This window comes from Tepidisphaeraceae bacterium (assembly GCA_035998445.1).
Classification (GTDB): Bacteria; Planctomycetota; Phycisphaerae; order Tepidisphaerales; family Tepidisphaeraceae; genus DASYHQ01.
On sequence record DASYHQ010000013.1, the window covers coordinates 22,563 to 47,482 of the forward strand.

Consider the following 24,920-nt stretch of genomic DNA (forward strand, 5'->3'; position numbering starts at 1 on the left):
GGCAGGGGGCGTGGGGCGGAGCTTGAGGGGCGCACTGTGACGATCGAAGGGAGACGTGGGATGAGTGATGCGATTCGTTTTCTCGCGGGCTGTCCGGTCTGGCCTACCGGACGCGAACGTGCCATGAACGATTTCGTTGGCTTCCGAGCCGTCTTCGCGCGGCCGGAGGGGGGGCATGCACTTCTTCGCTTCACGACGCCGTACATCGCCCGGGTATTCCTTAACGGCAAGTTCCTCGCCTATGGACCCGCGAGAGCAGCGCATGGCTATTATCGGGTGGACGAGATCGACCTGACGCCACGACTGCAACCGGAACAGAACGTCCTGGCGGTCGAGGTTGCCGGGTACAACGTAAACTCTTACTACTTCCTGGACCAACCTTCGTTCTTCATGGCCGAGGTCGTTGCGGGGCCGCTCGTGGTTGCGGCAACCGGGCGCGATTTCGAAGTAATCGATCTTCCAGAGCGGGTCCGCAACGTCCAGCGCTTCAGCTTTCAGCGGCCGTTCTCGGAAGTGTATCACCTGACGCCAAACTGCCACGCGTGGCGCACCGAAATCGCTCCGCCGACGATCAAGTGCGCCTTTAACAGTTTCCCTCAGCCGCGACTGTTACCAAGGCGATGTGCATACCCCAACTTCGATACGCTGCACCAGCCGACGAGGGTTGAGTCGCGGGGCACGTTCACGCGCGGCGAGCTGCCGGCGCAGCCGTGGAAGGACCGATCGCTCACCACGATCGGGCCGCAACTTAAGGGATTCACCGAGAGCGAACTCGCGTGGATCCCCTCGCTGGAGTATCAGCGATTTCGATTTTCGCTGGAGCCGTGTGCACATCCGTATCGGCCGCAGGAGCCCATAACGTTACAGGCGCGGGATGCGATCACGCTTGGCCTTGGTGCCAATCGCACCGGCTTTCTGGGATTCACGATCGAGGTCCGTCGCACCACGCGACTCATCTTGGCGGTCGACGAGGTACTCGCCGACGACGGCAGCATCAACATCGGTCGGATCGACAGCACGTATGTGCCCTCCTGGGATCTGGAACCGGGCGAGTACGCGATCGAAACCTTCGAGCCTTACACGTTGCGGTACTTGCGACTGTGCGTGCCGGAAGGCGACTGCACAATTCGGGGAATTTACCTGCGCGACTATGCTGCCCCCCCGATGAGCTGCGCACGCTATGTCACATCCGATCCGACTATAAACGACGTCTTCCGAGCAGCGGTGGAGACGGCACGTCAGAATGCGGTAGATTTGTTCTTCGACGATCCCAGTCGCGAGCGGGCGGGCTGGCTGTGCGATGCTTTCTTCCAAGCGAGAGCCTTCTTTGACCTCACGGCCAGCACGGCCGTCGAGCACGCGTTTCTCGAGAACGTCCTATTGGCGCCGGAGCCGTTCCCAAATCTTCCCGAGGGCGAGATTCCCGCCGCTTACCCAGCGGACTTTTACGAGGGATTGCACATCCCGCAATGGCCATGTTGGCTGGTCATGCAGTTGGAGGAATACCTGCAGCGCTCGGGCGACGCGGAACTCGTTGCCGCGTTTGGCCCTAAGATCGAGAAGTTCTTGGCATTTCTTGGTCGCCATCGAAACTCCGATGGTCTGCTGGAGCGACTTCCCGGCTGGAACTTCCTCGAGTGGTCCTTCGCGAACGAGTGCACGCAGGACGTCAACTACCCCATCAACATGCTCTATGCCGCTACGCTCGATGCCGCCGCTCGGGTATGGCACCACCCGGAGTGGGCCCAAGGGGCCGAACATGTTCGCACGCAGGTTCGGTCGCAAAGCTGGGACGGGGAGTTCTTTGTCGACAACGCGGTCCGGTCTGATGGTCAATTGTGCCGCACACGCAATCGCACCGAGATGTGCCAGTACTTCGCTTTCTACTTCGGAACGGCTACGCCGGAGAGTCATCCGCGGCTCTGGTCGAACTTGATCGAGCACTTCGGTCCGACACGCGATGCGGGGACGGTTTTCCCGGAGATCCATCCTGCCAACGCGCTGATCGGTTACCTATTGCGCTTTGAATTGCTCGCCAACAGCGGCCGGACCGAGCAACTTCTACGAGAGCTGAAAGCGTACTACGGCCGCATGGCGCAGCGCACCGGCACGCTGTGGGAGCACAATGACCTGCGCGCGTCGGCGTGCCAGGGATTCGCATCGCACGTCGTCCGCTGGATGATAAGTTCAGTACTCGGCGTCGAGGCGATCGATCCCGTGGCTCGCCAGATCAGCCTGCGCTCGCGTCGAATTCCGTTGGATTGGATCGATGCCGAAGTACCGCTCGCCAGTGGATCACTAACGCTCCGCTGGCAGGCAAACATCGCTGAGCCAATTCAAGTGCTATCCGTTCCCGCAGGATGGAACATCGTTATCCAACAAGCCGAACCAGACGGCAGGCCCGAAAAACAACTGAGAGGAAAACCGTGAGCATCGCAACCGCCAACACCCCTTGGACCCCCAATGCCATCGTCGGCCTGTGCGATCACGCGATCTTGCACCCAGCGCTTACCGATGCAGACCTTCGCGACCAGTTGAAGGCCCTGCGAGCGTATCCCGTCGCAACCGTCTGCATCAAGCCCTACGCGGTGGCTACCGCGGTCGAGGTGCTCAGCGGCACCAACATTGGCGTGGGCACCGTGATCGGCTTCCCGCACGGCTCATCGGTGCCTGAGATCAAAGCCGAAGAAGCGGAACGCGCCTTCCGCGATGGCGCCCGAGACGTGGACATGGTCGTCAACGTCGGCAAGGCACTCTCGCACGACTGGGACTATATCCATCAAGACGTTCGGGCCGTTCTCGACGTCACGCGCAAGTACAACGGCGTCATCAAAGTCATCTTTGAAACTGATCTCATTACCGACGACACCGTAAAGATCGATCTCTGCAGGATCTGCAGTGAGTTGGCGGTGGATTTCATCAAGACCTCGACGGGCTTTGGCTTCGTCAAGCGAGCGGATGGAAACTATAACTACCAGGGTGCCACCGAGCATGACATCGCGCTGATGAAGCGACACTCGTCGCCGGGCATGGGCATCAAACCTTCCGGTGGGATTCGGTCGCTGGACGACGTACTGAAGTACGTAGCCTTGGGTGCCACACGTATCGGTACTGCGTCGACGTTTGCCATTCACGCGGAAGCCACCGCTCGCTTCGGCGGGGCCGCCAAATCATCGATTGACGTCAGCATTGCGTACTAGTATTGCCCACGTCCGACGCGCGTTCGGGAAGCCGATTATGAAACCTCGCATCACCGTCATTGGCAGCTCTAACGCGGACATGATTATGAAGCTGCCGCGCCTTCCGGGCCGTGGTGAAACTGTCACAGATGGACAGTTCGTCTCGACGTTTGGCGGCAAGGGGGCGAACCAAGCGGTGGCCGCCGCGCGGGCCGGGGCGGATGTGAAGTTCCTGACCTGCGTCGATACAGATGTGCTCGGGCAGGCGATGGTCGACAACTTTGTTCGTGATGGCATCGATACCCGGCACGTCCTTCGCACGTCCGACGCGCCGTCCGGTGCAGCCTTGGTCATGTTCGACTCCAACGGCGAGAACTACCTTGCCGTGGCACCCGGATCGAACTATTGCATTCGTCCTGCGCACATCGACGACGCGCGTGAGGCAATCGCCGGTTCCGATATGTTGGTCATGCAAATGGAGATTCCCGCCGACACGACGTTGCGCGCCTTAGAGGCTGCGGCCAAGGTGAACGTGCCCGTGCTCTTCAACTTTGCACCCGTGCGTACGCGCGACGTGCCGCTGAGCGCATTAATGACTGGCTTGGTGGTCAACGAAGTAGAGGCCCACGAGTTGTCCGGCATGCCGGTTCGCACGCCCGAAGACGCTCAGCGGGCAGCGCGGCACCTGTTGAACATGGGGCCGAAGTTCGTCGTGGTCACGCTCGGACGCGATGGCGCCTGTGCTGCTTCCGCGGAGGGCGCCTTTCGCGTTCGCTCAATCCCAGTGCAAGCGGTGGATACGACTGGCGCCGGCGACACTTTCTGCGGCGCACTTGCGGTCGCGCTAGCGGAGGGGCAACCCTTGCCTCTCGCGATGCGGTTCGCGACTGCGGCGGCTGCAGTTAGCGTGACCATAATGGGAGCGCAGCCCTCCATTCCACCCCGTAATAGCATCGAGTCAACACTAGCGCGCTTTGACTCAATTCGCAGCACATAGCCGCAGCGCCGGATACGCGTCCGATGATCGCGAGCGCACCTTCTGCGACGAGCAGGAGTATCGCAAGACGCACTGGGATTGTTGTGGCGGTGTGACGGCGGGCACGATCGTGGCGGGGGGCAGCGGGACCGTGCCGATGTACTAAGATTTCGCTATGTACGCGATCGACGACCTCAGGCAACAGCCGACCGCGGACCTTGTGCCAGAGTAGGCGCTCTAGACATTGCAATACCACGCTGTCCCGCCGACGGCCCAGGCGCTGCAGAAGCCGCCGGCGCTAAATGATCGAGACGGCCAGCCTTATTGCGGTGGTAAGGCGTCGACCAGCACGATCACCGGCCGCTCGGAAACGTTCAGCGTCAGGCCCCGGTTCTCCAGGTTCAGCGGCTGCTCCTTGCCGTTGATCTCGCCCTTGACGAACTCGACGAGCGTCGCCGTCGTGGCGGGGCCGAGGTTGGTGAGGGCGAAGTCGTCGACGGTGCGATCATCAGACGTGGGACACCACGCCACGTACGCGCCGCGGCCGTCGTCGGCGCGGAAGCGGTAGATCCAGACGTTCTCGTTGCCCGACGCCACGTCGCCGTCGAAGCGCATGCCGGTGAGGCGGCTCTTGAACGTGTAGGTGTAGTACCACGAGCTCTTCGGAGTCCAGTCGCCCTTGACGCCCGTCAGGCCGCTCGTGCCGTACTTGCCGCCGACATCCTTTTTAACGGCGACCACGTCGCGCAGCATGTATTGCGCCGCCCGGTCGACTCCGCCGGCGGCGATGGCGAGATACGAACGCAGCAGCCAGCGGCCCTGCACCTCTTCCGTGTCGTCGTCACCGATTGCCGGCGCGCCTTGGACCGATCCCTCCGCCGTGTCATAGCCGAATTCGGTCAGCCAGAATTCTTTGCCGGGCAGGTAGCGATTGCGCCAGTCGACCATCTCGGCGAGCTTCTCGCGCAGCTTGTCTTCTTCGGGGCTCACGCCGCGCCGGCTGTTGCCTTGGCCACCGAGATCGTTCGAGTAGGTGTGGACGTTGAGGATGTCGGCCGGAAAGTCGCCCTTGCGGTTCCAGTCGGCCCACATCTTCATGGACTTGATGTAGTCGAGTTGAAGCCCCGCGAGTCCGCCCATCGACAGCTTGGCGTTCCGGTCGGCGTTCTTGACGCCAAACGTGTCGCCCATCGTGCCCATGTGGCCGTCGTAGTCGGCGCTCGTCTGCGCGGCCAGTTCGTAGGGCGTGGAGTAGACTTCGCGATCGCGCCAGTGGGCGTTCGGCTCGTTGGCGTTCTCGAAGTTCTGAATGAGGTTCAGCCCGCTGACGCGTGGCTGGTTCGGCGCCAGCTTCAGCTTCTCGTCGGCCACCTTCGCGCTGCCGTAGCGGGCGGCGAACTGGAACATGTAGTCGGCATGGGCCTCGTACGACTTCGGGTCGGTGGCGTCGGTGTCACCCCTGTCCATCGGCTTGTTTTCGAGGTGATTGTCATCGAGCCAGCGCACGCTGCCCTTCAGCGTCGGGGCCACCATGATGCCGGCGTCCTTCAGCTGCTTATAGTAATCGTCGAAGTTCCACGCGCCGCCGCCCGCGTATGAGGGCGCGAAGGCGTTGAGGTTGTTCGGGTACGGCTCGTTGCCCGCATCCCACGACCAGCTGTGGTACTCGCGGATGTAGCCGACGGCCTTCATCTTGTCGATCGGGTCGTCGATGAAGGCGTTCGTGCCAATCATGGCGTCCATCGTGGGCAGGCGCATCGGCTTGGGCTCGGGGATTGCCGGCTTCTGCACCGGCTCGAGCGCCGAGCCGTACAGCACGATCTCTGGCATGCCGCCGCCCTGCCCCGTTGCGACCACGCGCAGGTAGCGGGTTTTCACGTCTACCTTGTGGCCGTTCCAGCTCTTGAAGTTCCCCAGGCCGTCCTTCACGAGCGGCTGCCAGTCGAACGGCTTGCCGCTCTCGACGACGAAGTCCATCTTGCCGTTCGTGTCGTACAGGTAGACGTCGGTGAGCTGGTGCGCTGCGCCGAGATCGATGATGACGCTTAGCGGGAAGTAGAAGGGGCGCGACGGTAAACCGGTCGGCATCTGGCAGAGCGAAGGGGCCTTCAACGTTCCCAGTCGCACTTGGCTGCGGACGATGCGCAACCCCGAGGCCCTGCCCGAAACGGTCGGCGCGCTCACGGCAGGGTTTGCGGCCCAACTGGCGGTCCTGAAGGCCAGCGGTGTCGAGCGGAACTTTCACTATCCCGCGCCCAACGCCGGCGCCTTCGGGCGGTTGGTCTATCGGAACGATTTCGCCTACGGTGACGACGCGTTCGGCAACCCGTTGCCTCTGTGGGCCGCCCACGCCGCGGCGGTGAAGTTTCTGGACGGCATGCCACCGGTGAACGACGAACCGCTGCGCGAGCTTCGCATTGCCAACGAACAGGTCTGGCTGGCAAGCTTCCAGCGGGAAGACAAACGCGTCTGGGTCGCCTGGACCGCGGGTCAACCGATCCGCGCCTCAGACCTCCCCGTTCCCTCCGATGCCGCCGCCTACGACACCACGGGCAACCCGGTGGCCACTGCAGCCACCGCACAGGTCGACTGGCGCCCCATCTATTTCGTCAAATGACCTTCGACGCATCTCGACAGCCCGCCCAAACGGACGGCCGCCCGAAGTCGGAAACGTGCAGTACAAGGGAGAGATCCATGAGGGGGGAACCCGATGTCATGGTCGGTCCCGAGCGATTCCAGCACGTGATAGCCTGAATCGCCAACCAAATTGTCCAAGCAACGATCTAAAAAAATTTGCATTAGCACATTCTAATTGTATATTAGAACCATCTAATGACGGTCACGCTGGACACGATCGCGAAGCATGTCGGGTTAAGCCGGCAGACCGTGGCGTTCGTGTTAGGTGATCGGCCGCACCTGTTCCGCGAAGAGACCCGACGGCGAGTTTTTGCGGCGGCACAGGAACTCGGATATCGGCGAAACGTGGCGGCGGTTGCGATGAATCAGGGCCGGTACAACGCGATTGGGTTGCTCCAATCAGCGGTGACGGGTCTAGGTGCCGTGCATCCGAATTTCCTCGCGGCGGTGCTTGAGTCGCTCCGAGAGGCAAAAATGCATCTAAGCATCGGCCAGTTGGACGACGCTGCGTTGACCGACCAGCGAGCCATGCCGAACCTGATGAACGACTGGGCGATCGACGGCCTCATCATTTCATACATCGCGAACTATCCGAAGCGCCTCGTCGACATCCTGCATCGTTATCGCCTCCCGGCCATCTGGACGAACGTGAAGCGTGACCACGACTCAGTCTATCCGGACGATTACGCCGGTGCCCGACAAGCGACCGAACTCCTGCTCGCCCAAGGGCACCGCAAGATCGGGTTCGTCCGCCACGGTGACGCGGTGCATTACAGTTCGCAGGATCGATGGTCCGGTTACGGCGATGCGATGCGTTCCGACGGCCTTGAGCCCCGTCGGCTCGGAACTGGCGTCCACAATTCGGACGTGACCACGCCAGCGTGGCACGCCGAACTTCTGACGAGCATTCGCGCGTGGCTGCAGTCCCCCGACCGACCGTCAGCCGTGGTGGTGGATGACGACCAGGCGGCGCCGCTCATCGTCCACGTTTGCGAGTTTCTCGGTATTGCGCTTGGGTCGGAACTGTCGGTCGTCAACCTCACGCGTGACCCGTCACCGGTGCTGGGGCGCGTGCTGACGACCATGCGGATCCCGACTGGCGGCCTCGGACACGTGGCCGTCCCCTTGCTGCTGCAGAAGATCGCCGCCAGTGCGACTGACCTTCCGTCGGTCGCCGTCCCGTACAAGGTGGTCCATCCGGACGTCACGTGCCGTCCGCCCGTCGGTTGAACGTTTGTGAACGGTAGCGACGCCAGTAAGCGCCGCCCATGTCTGAAGCCAGAGTTGCAAAGAGAAAGAGAGGCCAACATGCGTCGCACCCGAGCCTTCACATTGGTTGAATTACTTGTAGTTATAGGAATTATCGCCCTATTAATCTCGATTCTGCTGCCTTCCCTGAACAAGGCCCGCGCCGCGGCGAACGCGGTCGCCTGTGCCAGCAACATGCGGCAAATTGGGCAGGCGTTCTACATGTACGTGAACGACAACAAGGGTTCACTCCCGTTCGGCCATGTGCGGTACTCGGCGTCGGTCAGCCTGACCTGGGAAGATCAAATGATGCCCTACCTTGGCAACAGGCGCATGACCGATGCGATGAAGGAGGGCAGTTCAGGATGGTTCGGCACGGCGGCGGGCGATCCGAACAACATTGAGAAGGCCCGCACGAAGATCCTGGTCTGTCCCACGGATGACATCGAGCGCGGACTGAACTACGTGCCGATCACCTATCACATGGTCAGCCGATGGGGCGCGATTCCCGCGACCAGTTGGGTGAACAACTGGTTGGGCGTGGCCGCCGATGTCGACTTCACGACTACAAACACCGCCGCCAGCAACTATCCCAATCCGAGAGTCGGCACGCAGGCCTTCAAACTGGCGGCCGCTAAGAAGAGCTCTGAGGTCTTCCTGCTGGCCGAGCGCTCCAGCCGCTTTGACCGCCTTGGCTATTACGGTGGTCCCGGCGACGTGCTGGTCGGTCGGATTGAGGGATATCAAGGCATGAATGACACCGGCTACTTCACCCGGTTTCTCCACCAGAAGAAGAACAACTTCCTCTTCGTCGATGGCCACGTGGAGACGTTGAACCCCAACACCACGGTCGGCACGGGCGCCACCTCGTCCCTCATTTACCCGCAGGGCCCGTGGACGCGCTTCGATGGAGACTAATGTGTCGTTGGCTGATCGGTGGCACAGTGCGCGCAAAGGCGGTCACTGCGAATCGTGAATCGGCCACTCCGCTTCACGCGTAGCAAATGTGCCTGCGTCAAATGCACCTCGGTCGAGAACAATTGTTGACTCGGAATGGAATGTCCCGGCGCATGTCAGGTTGACTGCACGTCGGCGAGCTGAATGGGGTCCTCTTTCTATTGACGTCGCCTGCGGGCGACACAAGGAGCAAGTATGCGAGGCGGAGTATTCTCAGTATGTGTGGCCGTGACGACGCTTGGGATGACGGGGGCGATGAGCCAGGCCGCATCGATCATCAGTGAAGGTTTTGATTATACCTTGGGAGCGACCAACCCCGACCCAGATGGTGGTGCAAACGGCGGGAACGGCTTTCCGGCCTCGAACGCCAGCAATCCAGCATCAACGGGCATTGGTCTACGCTCGTCTTGGGGAGCGAACACGACTGTCGTTGAAGGTTTAAGTTACGGCAACCTCGCGACCAGCGGTAATGCGCTTCAGCACGCCGGAACTGGTTTTGTCGACGGAGCCGTCGTCTACCGATCCGTGACCCCTGACCCGTTCATCGGCTACCGGGCTGACGGGACGACGGGTGCGCTGAATAACAACAACGGAGGCCTCCTCGGTGGTGACGGGACAACGCTTTTCTTCAGCTATCTGGCAAAGTTCTCAGACGTGACGAAGACGAATCGTTTCTCATTATCGGGCAACGACGGTGCAGAGAACTTCTTCATCGGCTTGAACGGCACGAACGGAAACATCACGATCGTGGGTCCGAACGGGACCGACTTCGGCGTGACCAGGACCACAACCTCGACTGGTGCTGTCGCCGCGTCGAACGGGCAAACAAATCTGATCGTGGGCCGCATCGATTTCGCCTCGCCCAACGATTCTTTGTCGGTCTGGGTGAACCCCGACCTGGCTACGTTCAATGGTGCACAACCTGCCGACCTTACGGCGACGACCACTGCCCAACTCTCGGTCTGGCAGATGAAGTTCAATGGCACCACGGCCAATAACATGACCCTGGACGAACTGCGTCTGGGCACGGCATTGGCCGACGTCACCCCGACTGCCGTCCCCGAACCCGCCTCCATGGCGGTGCTGGCGATCGGGGCGATGGGCCTGCTGGCCCGTCGTCGTCGGTCGATGTAACAGTCTTCCTCCAAACGCCAGCGCGCCGGTTAACGCCGGCACGCGGGCTTGCCCCGCCTGCCCAATTCCTTGGAGGAGTGAGATGTCACGAGGTTCCCGCTGCTCGTCCGCGAGTGCCCGCCACCGCTGTCGGCTGATTCTCGCGGCCGTGGCGACCGCCGTGACGTGGTGCTTCACCGCGGTTGATCCGGCCGCCGCGCAGTCGACCGATTTCGCGTTTACGCAATACGGTACGTACTACACGATCCCCAACGGGCCGGCGCGGGTCTGGTTGCCGGACACGGGCACGCCACTGCGCGGATTGATGGTGTTCGACAATTTCGCGCCGGACAACTCCTCACAGCCCAGCTTCAGCAAAGATCCGACCGCCATCACCGCCTACCGAAACGCCGCCGCCGCGATGGGGTTTGGGTTGCTGACGACGCCGAAGTCGATCGATGGGCTGTCGGCCGATAAGACGCAGCAGACGATCGACGGGCTGCTCAACGCCGCAGCGACGGCGACCGGGCGGGGGCAGGTGGCGAACCTGCCGATCGTGCCGATCGGGTTTTCGGGTGGGGGACGCGACGCGTTACGCGTCGGCCAGCGATACCCGTCGCGCGTCATCACCTACGTCGCCAACCGCATCACCGGCGAGATGGTCACCGAGATCCAGAACAACCGCCCCGTCAGCGGCGTTCAGCCGGGCTGGCAGTCGGTGCCGGGTTTGTTCCTCGCCGGCGCCGTCGACGACAACGAGCGCCCGAGCTGGATCTCGGCCTCGGTGATGAAGGGTGGGCCGAACAACGGCACCACCCGCACGGCCGTCGGTTCCGCCATCCGCGAGATGGGAGGCCTGGCGGCGCTGGGCGTATTGCCGGAACGGGGCCACAGCGACGATCACGCGAACGCCACGATCAGCGAGGGGTACGAGTTCTCGATGTACTGGATCGCCCGCAACGCGGCCGCACGCCTGCCGGCCGGCGTGGCATCCGCGACGCCAGGTAATCCGGTTGCGCTGACGCCTCTTTCGAAGACGAGCGGCTGGCTCGGTGAAGCCGATCGCTACCAGACTGTGAATGACCCGTACGGCGCCGGCGATCCGTTGCCCGACACCCGCGCCGGCACGAGCGTGTTCAAGCCGATCGCGGCCTACGCCGACTTTGCGGGCGACAAGGAGGCCGCATCGTGGATGGTCGATCAGGACCTGGCCTTCGCCTATCGCGCCGCGCTCTCGAACGACGGCGGACACCACAGCCGCAATTCGCTGCGCAGCGGCACGCCACTGCTGTTCACTTCCATCGCGCCGCTGCAGAACTTCGACCAGGGCGCCGTGGCGAACCTGGCGATCAATCCGCGCGACTTCGACGACGCCATCGCCATCAGCAAGATGGACTTCTACGACGGCGCGACGTTCCTAGGCAGCGACACGCTGGGCAGCGACGGTTGGGGCATCACGGTGCCGCTGACGGAGGCCGGCGTTCGCGGGCTGAACGTGGTGGCAACGCGTGATGACGGGCAGATGCGTGCGGGTTTCCGCGCCATCGCCGTGCAGCCGACGGCCGTGCCCGAGCCGGCGTCCCTTAGCCTGCTCGGCCTGGCCGCCTGTGGGCTGCTTCGCCGACGCGGACGTACGACCCGCTGATCCCAAATTGGTAAGAGGCGCCGATGAATCATTCAGTGCACGCGCGTCGCTGTCGTCGTCGTTCGAACGCTTCACATTGGATCGAGAATCTCGAGGCCCGGTTCCTGCTGACGTCGTACTTCGTATCGACGGCGGGCAGCGACGTGAACCCCGGCACGTCGATCGACGAACCGCTGCGGACCATCCAGCAGGCGGTGAACGCGGCGATGCCGGGGGACACGGTGTTCGTGCGCGGCGGCACGTATCGCGAGACGGTCTCCACGCCACGCTCGGGCACGGCGCTGGCGCGCATCACGATCCAGAACTACGGGGACGAAGTCGTAACCGTCAGCGGCACGGACGTCATCACCGGCAGTTGGGCGTCAGTCAGCAACGAGGTCTACCGCGCGCCGATGCCGTGGAACTACCAGTTTGAAAACCAAGTTGCGACGTACGATTCCAACCAGGTATTCCTTGACGGCCAAATGATGGAACTGGCCCGCTGGCCCAACCAGACCGGCAGCGACCCCAACCGTCCGACGAACGCGTTCGCCGACTCGGTCACGTTCTCCAAGAGCGATCCGAACCTGACCAGCAATGACTTGGCGACGTTCCACGACACCGACTTCACCGATAACCCTGCCCGCTGGGTGGGTGCCAAGATATGGGTCAACCTGTCGCGCACCGGTTGGGACGGTCAGGGCCAGACGGGGACCGTCGTCTCGGCGACGACCGGCAGCATCACGGTGAAGGGGATCGACACGCGCGGTGGCACCGGCCCCTGGAGCATCGGCGCCGGCACCGAGTACTACCTGTTCCAGCCGACGCTGGCAGCTCTGAACAATGCGGGCGGTATCGCCGCCGGCCTCGATCGCGGCGAGTGGTTCGTCGATAGCGCATCGCAGCAGGTTTACCTGCGCACGCCCACGGGTGCGGCACCCGTCGCTGGCGCGGTCGAAGCGAAACGCCGCACGTACGGCCTGAACCTCGACGGCGACAGTCACCTGACCGTCAAGGGAATCAACCTGTTCGGTACGTCGCTGACGACCGACAACCTCGCGGCAAACCGCAACGTGACCGGCGGGGTTGCGACCGCCAGCAACATCCTGATCGACGGGATGAACGCACGCTTCGTCTCCCACTTCACCGACCAGGCCGGCAACTACCAGATGCAATGGCTGCAGAAGTCCGGTCTTATCCTCAGCGGCACGAGCATCACGTTCCAGAATGGCGACGTGCGCAATAGTGCGGGTTCGGGCATCAGCATCTTCGGCCGGCAGAACCGCGTGCTGAACAACGTCTTTCGCGACCTGAACTTTAGCGTCAGCGAGGCTGGAGCCGTCAACTTCGGCAAGACGTACGATCCCGGCAACTTCGTCGTGATCAGCGAAGATCACGAGTTCGCGTACAACACCGTCTCGCACACGCCGCAGCAGGGAATCAACTTCCGTGCGCTGAAGAACAGCACCAACGATCCCAGCGACGTCCGCGCCCGCATTCACCACAACGTTATCCACGACGTGATGCTGCGATCGTTCGACTCGGCCGCGCTCGACTCGTTCGGGACGAACCACCAATACCTGCGCATCGACCACAACGTCATCTACAACGTGACGGGCGGCACGAACTTCGGCATCTACTTCGACTATGCGTCCGGCGGCATCGTCGACCACAACGTGATCTACAACACGCAGCGGCCCATCAACATCAATTGGAACCCGGCAACGGGGAACCAGAACATGTGGGTGCTGAACAACGTGGCGATCGCGGAGCTGCCGTTCCTGTCGGGCATCAGCTCGTCGAGCAGCACGAGCGGCGGGAGCGTGATCCGCAACAACATCGTCAGCGCATCCCTTTACACGCCGAGCGGAGCGGTCGTCAGCAACAACATCCTGTCGAGCGACGCGCTATTCATCGATGCGACGAACGCCAACATGGCCCTGCGCAACTACCAGCTCAAGAGCACGGCCAGCACTGCGGTCGATGCGGGCGCGAGCGTGGCCCCGTACGACGACGCGCTCGCCGACGGCCCCGACGCGGACGCCATAGCGCAGCCTGATATCGGGGCTTACGAGTACGGCGTCGCGCCCTGGGCCGCCGGCGCGGGTCGGGTGACCGTGCCATCGTCGTGGTTCATCGGTGGCGTTGCCTATCGCGACGGAAACCGAAATGCCAGCCGCGATGTGGGCGAGCCGCTGCTGGCGGGGCGAAGCGTTTACCTCGACCTGAATGGCAACGGCCTCTACGACGTCGCCAGTGAACGATCGTTCACGTCGACCGACGTACCTAAGCCCGTACCCGACCATAACGGCAGCGCCAGCGGTGTCGCGACCGCCACGCTTACAGTGCCTGCTGGCTCCGGGACGGTCGCCGGAGTGACAGTAACGATCAGCATCGATCATCCGTGGGTCGGTGATCTCGTCGGCTACCTGATCGCGCCTGACGGCACGCGCGTGCAACTGATGAACCGGACGGGCGGCTCACAGGACAACTTCACAAATACGACGTTCACCGACGCGGCAGGCACGGCCATCGCAAACGGTGTCGCGCCGTACACCGGCTCGTTCCGCTCAACTGAGCCGCTCGCGGCCTTCGATGGCAAGGCAGCGGGCGGAACGTGGACGCTGCGCATCGAAGACCACGCCGGTGGTGACGTCGGGGCGATCAAGGCGTTTTCCATTCGCTACGGCGTCACTGGTGACGTTGCGACGACGACGGCGGCCGACGGGTCGTACGCGTTCTACAACCTCGGCTCCGGCAACTACACCGTGCGGCAGGTCGTGCCTGTGGGCTGGTCGGCCGTTGCGCCAGCGAACGGCTACGTCGTGACGATGATTGCGGGGACTTCCGTCGTGAACCGCGACTTCGGCAGCTACGAGAACTCGACCCCGACCGTCGCCACGGCCGCCGCCGTCTTGCCCAACCCACCGACGGCCGGCACCGCCGCGGCCGCCAGCGTGCTCGGCGCTGACGCCAACGGCGCTGCGCACCTCACGTACGCCTGGTCGGTCGTCGCTAAGCCCGCCGGTGCCACCGACCCGACGTTCAGCGCCAGCGGCACCAACGCCGCCCGCAACAGCGGCGTGACGTTCCCCGTCGTTGGCAGCTACACGCTTCGTGCGACGATCGTCAACGCCGCGGGCACAGCGGTAACGTCCGACGTGGCCGTCATGGTCAACGCGCCGGTCGCGGCACCAGCGGTCCAGAGCATCACCGTCAATGGCGGCGGTGGCACGGCCGCTGCCGCCCAGCGCAGCATGGTGACGAGCGTGACTTACGTGTTCAGCACGGCCGTGGCGCCGGCGGCGGGCGCGTTTAGCCTCACCCGTCGTGCCGATGGCCTGAGCGTCGCGCTTACCGTTGCTAACCCCTCGGGCGACGGCAAGATGTGGGTCCTGACCTTCGCTGGTGGCAGCGGGATCATCGCCGGCAGCCTGGCCGACGGCGTGTACGACGTGTCGGTCAACGCCGCGCAGGTGCGCGACGCCTACGGTCAACTCCTTAGCGGCGGCGGTCGGTCGCTGGCGTTCCACCGACTGTTCGGCGATCAGGACGGTGACCGAGACGTCGACGGCGTCGACTCGCTCCGCTTCCGCCAGAGCCAAGGCTCGACAACGGGCGATGCCACCTACCGTCCCTGGTTCGACTTCGACGCCGACGGCGACATCGATGGCGTCGACTCGCTCCGCTTCCGGCAGCGCCAGGGACTCTTTTACACCTATTGATGACTGCCGTGGCCCGGTTCGCAGCGCACGACCCGTCGGAAATCGCGTTCGACACCTTTGGAGAGACGTTATGCTGAGCAACACTTTTATCGCTGTTTTGGGTTCGACGATGCTGATTGGCGCAACCGCTGGCTGGTCCGACGCGGCGCTGCTGGTCCGCCCCGTGCAGTCCAGCTACACCGCTGCGGCCAACGGGTCGGTGTCGGTCGTGGTGGAACTGGTGGAAACCGGTGGCACCACCGTTGTTCGGGACGGTGGCGGACTCTACAGCATCGGCTTTGGCCTGACGCGAACGGTCGGCGACGCGGTGGTCGCGGCCGCGGCGCGCAACATGGCGTTCGACCGGCAGAACAGCGGTTCGACAACCGTGTTTCCCACGCTGACGTACCAGCTTTGGGCCGAGCAGGACGACAACTTCGGCGACGCCGGGCCAGGCGCAGGCGGGTCGGCCGTCGTTGCGCTGGCCACGCTGACGGTCGACGCCGGGGCCACGGGCGGCACGTTCCAACTCGGCGACTTCGGGCCCAGTGACCAGAACGTCCTCTACAGCGGCGACGGGCTGGACGGCAGCCTCTCCTACGGGTCGTTCACCGTCACCGCCACCACCGCCGTGCCCGAACCGGCGACCTTCATGACAGTAACGCTCGGCGTCGCCACGCTAATGCTACGCCGCCGACGTTGAACACGGCGCGCTGCCCGCAACATATGCTACCGTGCCAGTCCGGATCCGCTTGTCTTACGAGAACCTGTTGCATGCTGAAGAGTCTTAAATTGCAGTTGGCATTTCTGTTCGCCTTCGTGATGGCGGTCGGCCCGGCGCACGCCGAGCCGTTGCCACCGATCCAGAGCGGGTTCGACGCACCGGATTCGGGACAATGGTTTTCAGGTTGGACGGCGGGCGACCCGGCAGTGGTGTCGCGGGTCACTGAGCAGGGCACCTCGTTCGTGCGTCTGCAACTGAAGCACCAGGGCAGCGCCATGATCGAGCGGTCGATCGCGATCGACCCGGCTTGGCAATCTGTCGAGGTGACGTCACGGCTGCGCGGCAAGGACGTTGCGCCCGGCGAGAAGAACTACGAAACGCCGATGGTGCAGGTGATCTTCAAGGACGCCGCCGGTGAACTGGTCGGCGGTTGGCCGACGAAGTTGCAGGTGGCCGCGGATGCCGATTGGCACGAACAACGACACGTGTACGCAGTTCCGGACGGGGCGGCGAACGTCGTGCTTCAATTGTTCATCCTGAACAGCGCCGGCACCTTCGAAGTGGATTGGGTCAGGCTGAAACCTCTACGTAAGGACGAACAGCCGAGCGCCGCAGGACAGACGTTGCGGTGGGACTTCGAGAAGCTTGGCAGCGGTTGGCCCGTTGGGTTCTCGCGAGGTGACCAGAGCCAAGTTTCGATCGTCGAAGAGGCAGGCAATCACTTCCTACGCGTTAACCGCCGGACGAAGGACGAGTCGGCAATTATCTCCAATTCGATCGTCGTCGATCCAAAATGGTCAGCCGTGACCGTCGGCGCGCGCGTGAGGATGGCAGACCTGCAGAAGGGCGAACAAGCCTGGATGACGGGAAATGTCCAGAGTGCCTTCTTCGACAACTCGGGCGAGCAGGTGGGTGGCTGGCCACCCAAGATCGGCGCTCAGGCCGATATGGACTGGTCGCCGCGCACCCAGCGTTACGATGTTCCACCTGGCGCCGCGACGTTGCGGGTAGACATCGGCATGTGGGGCTCATCCGGTCGGTTTGATGTGGACGACCTCACGATCACGCCGCATGGGCCTAGCGACCTGCCTGCCGGTGAACGGCCACGGTGGGGGGAGGAACCGGTCGTCGCGCTCGGCGAACATCGAAGTGAGATCGTCCTGAACGGCCTGTGGCGCTTCGTGCCCGGCACAATCAAAGAGCCACAGGAGCGGCATCTGGGTTGGGTGCGCGTGCCCGCCAGTTGGCATGCTAGTGCGGGGCCCGGAATGGTCGTGCGCGGAGCCGAGTGGGGCCAGATCGACCTGAAGGAACTTCAGGCCGCCACCTACGAGCGGCCGATCGAGGTGCCACGCGATTGGGACGGTCGAGCCGTCGTGCTTCGACTCGATCGCGTCAGCACCGATGCGGTGGTCTACGTGGACGATAAGCGCGTCGGTGAAATCCACTGGCCCTCCGGCGAGGTCGATCTAACCTCGCTCGTGTCGCCGGGGAAGAAGCACTCGCTGCGCATCGACGTCTTCGCGACCCAGCACGACGAGGAGGTGCTGGAGTTCATGGAGACGATGGACCTTCAGGTGACGCGCCGCAAGAGCACGCTTGAGACGCGGGGGCTTACCGGAGACGTCGTGCTGCTTTCGCGTCCGCGGGGCGCCCATCTGACCGATGTCGCCGTCGTTACCTCAGTCCGCAAGAAGCAACTCAGCGTCGACATTGAACTGCGCGACGTCGCGACCGCCGGACGGGCGACCGTGTCGGCCGAGGTGATTGACCGCGCCACGGGCGACATTGTCAAGGCGTTTCGCGATACCGTGCAGGTTGAAGCGGTCGCGACGCAACGGGTGCGCGCGGGTTGGGACTGGGCGGACCCAAAGCTATGGGATGTCGGACAGCCGAACCTGTATGACCTGCGGTTGACCATCACGAACGATGGCGATCTGCGCGACTCGCAGCGGGTCACGTTCGGGTTCCGTGAATTCTGGACAGAGGGCAAGCAGTTCATCCTGAACGGTACGGCGATCCGCCTGCGACCGTTCCTTGCCCCCAACGGCTACTTCGCGTTCGACGGAGTTCCATCAGCGGCCGCAGGACGATTGGCAGGGCTGCAGAAGTCGGGCTTCAACTTCATCGAGGTCTGGCCGAACGACATCACCCGCCGTGGCAGCGACCATACGTTCGACGTGTGGTACCGCGAGGCCGACAAGCTCGGCCTGCTAATCTCGGGCGTCCTGCCAACGGTGAACGGGGCGATCATCGACTCCAACTGGCGTCAGATCTGGAACACCGAGCGCGGCAAGACCGCCTGGCAGCCGCGCGTCGCGGACCACCTGCGCGGTCGAAGGAACAGTCCCAGCGTGGTTATGTGGGCGATCAGCGGCAATTTCTTCGGTCACTCGCACGATCAGAACCCGCGAATGATCGGCCGGCGGGGCGTGTATGACGAAAAGCCTGCACGCGTAGCCGGTCGCGAAGCGGTCGAGATCGCCCGCGCGCTCGACCCGACGCGCGCCATCATCACGCACCAGGGTGGCGACGTGGGCGACGTCCACACGATCAACATGTACCTGAACCTCATCCCGCTGCAGGAGCGCGAGGAGTGGCTCAGCGAATGGGTCGAATCGGGCGAGATGCCGCTAATGCCCGTCGAGTTTGGCGTGCCGCAGTTCAACACCTACCTGCGCGGCCGCAACGGCTTCGGCGGCAGCATCCTCACCGAGCCTTGGCTGACGGAGTTTGCGGCAATCTACTTCGGCCGTGAAGCCTACGCCGCCGAACCCGACGAGTACCGACAGGGGATGCGCACGCGGTTCAAGCAGGAGCAAGAGTACGCGAGCTGGCACGCTGGCAGCGAGCTGCTCGGTCAATCCGAGAACATGCAGCGGTTGACCAGCCTGTTCATCAAGAACACCTGGCGCACCTGGCGGACGTGGGGCATCACGGGTGGCATGATCCCGTGGGACCAAGGCTACATCTGGTCGCACCATGCCGATCAGAACACGACAGAGGACCTCGCCTTCGTTCCGGGCCAGCGCGGCCGATATGCGCCTACGCTGCCTCTGCACGCGAAGGCAACCTTCCAGCCGCCGCACTCCAAGCTAACGCCAAGCGGCAAGGTGTTTGTGGCCAATGGTGGCACGACGCTCGCGTGGATCGCCGGTGGCAATGCCGAGCACTTCACCGACAAGGACCACCTGTTTACCGCGAGCGATCGGGTATCAAAGCAGATCGCGATCATCAATGACGAACGCGTTGAACTTCCATACGCGGGCACGTGGCGGGCCAGCGTAGCTGGCCGAGAAGTTGCCAGTGGCAAGGTCGCGGGGCGAATCCTTCCCGCCACCAACCGGTTCGAGCCGATCGAGTTCACCTTGCCCGCAGACGCCACCGAACCGAAGCAGGCGGGCGAGATCATCATCGAGATGCTAATCGGCCAGACCAGCCACACCGACACGTTTGCGTTTCGCACGTTCAAGCAACCCGTCCCCACCAAGCGCACCGTGGCCGCGGTCGATCCGCGAGGCCTCTCGACGAAGATGCTGCGATCGGTTGGTGCGGAGGTGGCTGGCTTGGATGCGGCTGGTACAGCATCACCTGTTGTCATCGGACGGCAGGCGTTGGACGGAGATCCGAACGCGCTCGGGCAACTCGAAGCGCAAATTCGGGCCGGTCGTACTGTGATCGTCTTCTCGCAGTCGCAGGAAGTCCTGTCTCGCTATTTCGGCTTCCGAACCTCACCACACGTATCGCGGCGCGTGTTCCGAGTCGACGAAGGTCATCCGATCACGGCTGGTCTGGACGACGCCGACTTGCGCGACTGGAACGGCTCGTCGACGCTGATCGAGCCGAAGCCCGATATGACCGGGCCAAACGTAAAGCTTGGCGCGTCGTCACCCTATTACGGATGGCACTGGGGCAACCGTGGCTCCGTCGCCACGGGTGCGATCGAGAAACCGCACCACAGCGGCTGGACGCCAATTCTCGAATGCGAGTTTGACCTGGCGTATTCGCCGTTGATGGAATTGCAGGTGGGCAAGGGGCGGGTGATCTGGTGTCAGTTGGATCTGGAAGATCAGATCCACACGCCGTCGGCTCGAATCCTGCTCGACCAGTTGCTCTCCTATGCTGCCAAACCGAGCGAGCGGTCGTCCGCGCCTGCCGTGTACATCGGCGATGACGCCGGACAGAAGATGCTTGCATCGCTGGCGCTATCGTTCGAGGTTGCTGAAGGGCTGCCGGACGCTGGGCAATTGGTGATCTTAGGGAGTGGTGCATCGGTATCCGATGAGGCGCTACGGTCGTACATCGAGCAAGGTGGGCGCGTGCTGGTGCTGGCTCAGGACGCCGAGAGTGGCCGGCTCGGCGTAAGTTACGAAAGTGGCAGCACGACGGGCGCGCTTGCGCTACCGAGTTGGCCGGAGACAAACGGGCTATCGCCGTCGGATCTGCGCCTGCGGAACACGGCCGACCTGAACCGGATTCGCTCGGGTGGCGAGGTGGCAGCCAACGGATTGCTGTCACGATTGGCGATCGGGCGCGGCGTGGCGGTCTTCACTCAGATTGATCCGACGGCGCTCGACGCCGACAGCAAGACGTACATGCGCTTTAGCCGCTGGCGCCAGACGAGGGCGCTGTCGCAGTTGCTTGCCAACATGGGTGGCCAGTTCATTGCGGACCGTCGCGTCTTCAAGCCTGTCGACGCGGTTGAACCGTCCGTCGATCTCGCCGGAACGTGGCGCGCCAAGTACGTTACGCGCATCGAAGACCCCAACGGCGACCTCCACCCCGATCCCGGCATGTCCGAATCGGCCGAGGCGCTGTTGGCGGTGACGGTGGCTGACGATGAGTGGGACAAAGTGAAGGCCCCGGGTTCGCTCGAGGACCTCGGAGCGCCTTGGGCCGCGGCCAACGGTGAGATCGTGCTGCGGAAGACGATCGACGTAACCGAAGCGATGGCCGCGCGGGACCTTGTCCTGGAACTCGGTCCCATCGACGATTTCGACGTCACCTTCGTCAACGGCCAACGCGTCGGCGGCAGCCCGGATAGCGCCACGAGCCAGTGGAACGTCGATCGCAAGTACGCCTTGCCCGCGGGCCTGATCAAGCCCGGCAAGAACGTGATCGCCATTCGCCTATGGGATCAGTTTGGCGGTGGCGGGTTCAACGGCCCGGCCCCCAAGATGAAGCTCGCGCCAACGCCAACGATCGATGCGGCGCCGCTGTATCATGCTGACTACCGCACGGACTACGAGCTGGGCGATGATCCGTATCGGTACTACCGCTGGTAGGGCGGCCCGCGGTGCATCGTCGCACAGGTCACCTGCTGGGCGGCAAAGGTCCTGCGTCGATTCCAGACGGCCGCGCGAGGTCGAGCAGACTTTCGCGTAAGACCTTTCAGTTGCCGAACACTGTCATCTTTGCCCCTTGGTCCGCGACGAACGTCGCGCTGATCTTGGCTCGCCCATCCGGCAAACGTTCTACGCGGACGCCATCGTGGCACCACGGTTCACCCATCGCGACCGGATGCTCGGTGACGTAGACGTACGTCCCTGGCACGTTGGCGAACGCGCAGACAATGCCGCGACCGGTCGCAGGGTTCAGCTTCTCATGCCATTCAGGCGTCGCGCCCGTAGTCCCGTTTCGCACGGGTGGTGCGGCGGCGACATCATCGCGCACCGCTTTGTACGCGGCCACGCCGTCGCCGATTCGCTTGACGCCCTCGGGCGAGATCGCCAGCAGATCGCCCCAGATGCCGTTCTGCCCGAGCACGAGCGAGGCTACACAGTTGTCCTGACTGCCGGCAGGATCGTCGGGCAGGTAGTGAGTCAGAAACAGGTTCGACGGGATCCACCGGTCGAACGCAAGCGGGTAGCGCATGAACCACGGTCGCGCACGGCCGGGGTAGAACAGCAGGTTCGCGTTGCCGTCGGCAATGTTAGCGCGGGGGATATTGAAGTCCCAGAAGTACGGACCGTTGTTGACGAGAAAGAACTTGCCGACGGCGAGAAAGCTAAGCCCGAAGCAGCGGCCGCGTTCGGTCATGTCGAAGTCAACGATGGCGCCGGGGCATGCCTCGGTCAGCCGCTCGACGATCTTGCTGAGGTAGATCGGGAGTTGGTAGGCGCACGCGTCACGCCGCTCGTCAACTGAGTGTTCGGGCCCACCATGGTTGTGGCCGGAGGCGTCGCAGTCGTACTGGCTGATGGCGTCCCACTTGAAGTACGTGACACCCACCTCACGCGACAGCCGGATCAACTCGTCGGCGAACCGGCGCCAATACCGGCTGACGAGACACAACCGCAAAGAGGCCGGCGTCTCCCAGATCTCGTGCACCTTTGGCTCACCGTCGCCCTGGCGCGTCACGCAATCGCGGTGTTCCTTGTACGCCGCGCTGTCCAGCGCAGCGGCGCTGTCAAACCATAGTCCCAGCTTCATTCCGTGCTGGTCCAGCCGTTGTTTGACGGTCCGCAGGTTATCGGTGAATCGATCCGGATTCACCTGCCAATCCCCCGTGTGCGCGAACCAGCCGGTGTCGATCACGAACACCTCGATCCCCATCCGGTGCGCCACTTCGATCTCGGCCAAGATGCGTTCCTGCCGCATGTCGGCCAGGTATGGCTTTTTGTGCCAGTTGAAGTTGCGCTCCTGGAAGTTCCAGGTGTTGTAGAAGACGTAAGGCTTGCGCGTCTCAAGGTTCTCGCATTGGTGCAGCCGAACGAATTCACGAAACTGCGTCGCGATCTGGTCGCGGTGGCCGGCGACGATCGCAACATCGAACCAGACACTTTCGAAGGGGTCAGACGGTCCCAGCAGTTGGCCGTTCAGGCAGTTTCCTTTCACGCCGTTCAGCGTGACCGTCCGGTCGGCCGTGAGGTCGAAGCGGAGGTAGGCATCGGGGAATGTTGAACCGTGCTCGTAAGCGAACAGCACATGCGCGTGCCCGTCGCCTGCAAGCAGAATCGGGCCCATAATGCCAAGACTGGCGTCGAACTCCTTCTGCCGAACGGGCACTTCGTTCGGTGCAAAACTGTGGACGAGGTCGACGAACTCGCTCAGACGCACCTCGGTAACGTCAGGCCAGGCTGACAGTGAGAACTGCGCATAAGTCGGCACGTCGCCAGCCGTACGATTGGTGAGGCGCCGCGGCCGTTTCGATTCGATCGTGTAACGAAATCGGACGACCGGGCTGTCCGCCGCGACACGGAATGTGATCGTGATCGACAGGCCATCGCCGACATGGCCCACGTCGCCACGCCATTGGTGTTCAACGACACCGTTGCGAAGCGTGCGCGGCTCCACGCTCGGCTTGAGCGATGCCGGGCGCATCGCGACGCGCTCGCCGTCGATCACCAGGGATGGGGCGGCGAACGCCAATGCGTGTTCGCCCGTGCGGGCGACGCATCGCCAGAGCGTGTCGTCGTTCGCGGGAAGAAGGTCGATCGTGAGGTGATCGTTGTTCATGGAGGTTTACCTGCAGGATAAGACGTGGAGCACATGTCAGCGTTGTTCGCCGACGGGAGCGACTATGTAACCCAAGCGGGCAGGAATCGGAAGAGGGGCGTCACGTGGACATCTCGGCCGCTAATGAAGCTGGTAGACGGTGGCGTCACTCCACCCTATTGCCAGGCGCGTTTGAGCATGACGCATCGCGATTGCGCTGGCGGTACTCGTGGGGCGTGGCACCCGTATCGTGCTGGAACAAGCGGTGGAACTGGGCGCGCGTCCCGAATCCGCAAACCTTGGCGACGTCGCTGACGCGCAGGGTCGAGTCGGTCAGCATCTGCCGCGCGCGGTCCAGACGCGTCCGGCGGATGTGTCCTAACAACGTTCGGCCAGTCGCGGCCTTAAAGCGACGTTCCAGCAGGCGCCGGCTGATGGTCGTCGCATCGGCGACCTGGTCAACGGTGATCTGGCGGTGGGCGTTCTGCTGGATGAACGCCGCGGCTGCTGCAGCTTCGGCGTCGGACATGACAAGAATGTCACTCGATCCGCGAACGGCGATGCCCGATGGTGGCAGGATGCTCGATCTGCGCGCCGCCCGCGGATCCGTGAGGTGCTCGGCCAAGAGGTGGACGGCCTCGGTTCCCACCCGTTCCCACGGCACGCGCACGCTCGTCAACTCCGGTTCCGACGCCAACGTGCGCACGCCGTCATCGTTCACTGAGACGACGGCCACTTCCGATGGGACAGCGATGCGGCCCAGCTGGCAGACTTCGGTGACCGCGCCACCGATCGGGTCGTCTGCAGCAAACACGCCGACGGGCTTCGGCAGTGCGGTGAGCCAGCTCAACATAGCGTCGAACTCCTCGGGCGTGTTGTGATACGCCACGGGACAAACCGAAAAGCTGCGCGCCCGCGTGCCGATCGCCTCACGAAACCCGATTCGCCGTTCCGTACCTTGGATCGGGTACCCGACAAAGCCAAAATGCCGAAATCCTCTCTCCAGCAGGTGCTCGCCAGCCAGCCGTCCAATCTGATGGTGATCCAGGATGACTCCGGCAACGCAACCAGGTTGCCCCAACCGCAGCACGCTCACGTACGGGATGCCCGCCCGTTCATAATCTAGCGGCCCCGGCCGATCGATTGCCGATCCGATCATGCCGCGCATACCGCACCGCAGCATAAAGTCCGGCGCGTTCTCCCCTAACCCGACGATCCAGTTGCGCGCGTGCGTCGCCCGCAGCGCACCGAGCAAGATGCGACCCATATATCCGGAATCGGGAAGACGCACTGCGATGCGGATGGGGGAGTCGGCCATTGG

General features: G+C 63.3%; 15 protein-coding genes. 12 read left to right on the forward strand and 3 right to left on the reverse strand.

The genetic code is table 11. From position 1 onward, the window contains the following. Nucleotides 1-60: 60 nt before the first annotated feature. From VGN72_03570 to VGN72_03585, 4 genes are read left to right on the forward strand one after another with little or no spacing between them, the layout of a single operon-like run. The gene (locus VGN72_03570; GenBank protein ID HEV7298418.1) at nucleotides 61-2,430 is read left to right on the forward strand and encodes a hypothetical protein; all 2,370 of its coding nucleotides are present in this window, start codon (nucleotides 61-63) and stop codon (nucleotides 2,428-2,430) included. Then, on the forward strand, nucleotides 2,427-3,200 hold the full coding sequence (deoC, locus tag VGN72_03575; GenBank protein ID HEV7298419.1) for a deoxyribose-phosphate aldolase: 774 nt from the start codon (nucleotides 2,427-2,429) through the stop codon (nucleotides 3,198-3,200). The genes VGN72_03570 and deoC overlap by 4 nt, the downstream gene beginning before the upstream one ends. A 37-nt stretch (nucleotides 3,201-3,237) precedes the next feature. Then, a complete protein-coding gene (gene rbsK / locus VGN72_03580) occupies nucleotides 3,238-4,176 on the forward strand; it encodes a ribokinase (GenBank protein ID HEV7298420.1) in 939 nt (312 codons plus the stop codon). Then, nucleotides 4,154-4,321 (forward strand): hypothetical protein, encoded by a 168-nt coding sequence (locus VGN72_03585; GenBank protein HEV7298421.1) that lies wholly within the window; start codon nucleotides 4,154-4,156, stop codon nucleotides 4,319-4,321. Before rbsK ends, VGN72_03585 begins: the two co-directional genes overlap by 23 nt. 155 nt (nucleotides 4,322-4,476) lie before the next feature. Here the strand turns inward: VGN72_03585 and VGN72_03590 are convergent, their stop codons facing one another. Next, nucleotides 4,477-6,243, reverse strand: coding sequence for a hypothetical protein (locus VGN72_03590; GenBank protein HEV7298422.1), 1,767 nt, complete (start codon nucleotides 6,241-6,243; stop codon nucleotides 4,477-4,479). A gap of 52 nt (nucleotides 6,244-6,295) precedes the next feature. Here VGN72_03590 and VGN72_03595 point away from each other — a divergent pair, with 52 nt between their 5' ends. The 8 genes from VGN72_03595 (at nucleotide 6,296) to VGN72_03630 (ending at nucleotide 21,447) form a co-directional block, all read left to right on the forward strand. Further along, nucleotides 6,296-6,772, forward strand: coding sequence for a hypothetical protein (locus VGN72_03595; GenBank protein ID HEV7298423.1), 477 nt, complete (start codon nucleotides 6,296-6,298; stop codon nucleotides 6,770-6,772). 215 nt (nucleotides 6,773-6,987) lie between these two features. Continuing rightward, the gene (locus VGN72_03600; protein ID HEV7298424.1) at nucleotides 6,988-8,022 is read left to right on the forward strand and encodes a LacI family DNA-binding transcriptional regulator; all 1,035 of its coding nucleotides are present in this window, start codon (nucleotides 6,988-6,990) and stop codon (nucleotides 8,020-8,022) included. A gap of 78 nt (nucleotides 8,023-8,100) precedes the next feature. After that, on the forward strand, nucleotides 8,101-8,958 hold the full coding sequence (locus tag VGN72_03605; GenBank protein ID HEV7298425.1) for a DUF1559 domain-containing protein: 858 nt from the start codon (nucleotides 8,101-8,103) through the stop codon (nucleotides 8,956-8,958). A 294-nt stretch (nucleotides 8,959-9,252) separates the two neighbouring features. Next, nucleotides 9,253-10,131 carry a PEP-CTERM sorting domain-containing protein gene (locus tag VGN72_03610; GenBank protein ID HEV7298426.1) on the forward strand — a complete coding sequence of 293 codons (879 nt, stop codon included), beginning with the start codon at nucleotides 9,253-9,255 and terminating at the stop codon, nucleotides 10,129-10,131. A gap of 82 nt (nucleotides 10,132-10,213) precedes the next feature. Beyond that, the gene (locus tag VGN72_03615) at nucleotides 10,214-11,755 is read left to right on the forward strand and encodes a PEP-CTERM sorting domain-containing protein (protein ID HEV7298427.1); all 1,542 of its coding nucleotides are present in this window, start codon (nucleotides 10,214-10,216) and stop codon (nucleotides 11,753-11,755) included. Nucleotides 11,756-11,778: 23 nt separating this feature from the next. Further along, nucleotides 11,779-15,459, forward strand: coding sequence for a proprotein convertase P-domain-containing protein (locus VGN72_03620; protein ID HEV7298428.1), 3,681 nt, complete (start codon nucleotides 11,779-11,781; stop codon nucleotides 15,457-15,459). Nucleotides 15,460-15,529: 70 nt separating this feature from the next. After that, entirely contained in the window at nucleotides 15,530-16,141 is a 612-nt protein-coding gene (locus VGN72_03625; GenBank protein ID HEV7298429.1) for a PEP-CTERM sorting domain-containing protein, read from the forward strand. Nucleotides 16,142-16,212: 71 nt separating this feature from the next. Next, nucleotides 16,213-21,447 carry a hypothetical protein gene (locus VGN72_03630; GenBank protein ID HEV7298430.1) on the forward strand — a complete coding sequence of 1,745 codons (5,235 nt, stop codon included), beginning with the start codon at nucleotides 16,213-16,215 and terminating at the stop codon, nucleotides 21,445-21,447. A gap of 106 nt (nucleotides 21,448-21,553) precedes the next feature. On the opposite strand, the gene VGN72_03635 is transcribed toward VGN72_03630, so the two are convergent. Next, a complete protein-coding gene (locus tag VGN72_03635; protein HEV7298431.1) occupies nucleotides 21,554-23,620 on the reverse strand; it encodes an alpha-galactosidase in 2,067 nt (688 codons plus the stop codon). Between the two features lie 145 nt (nucleotides 23,621-23,765). Continuing rightward, nucleotides 23,766-24,917, reverse strand: coding sequence for a substrate-binding domain-containing protein (locus VGN72_03640; protein ID HEV7298432.1), 1,152 nt, complete (start codon nucleotides 24,915-24,917; stop codon nucleotides 23,766-23,768). Nucleotides 24,918-24,920 lie beyond the last annotated feature (3 nt).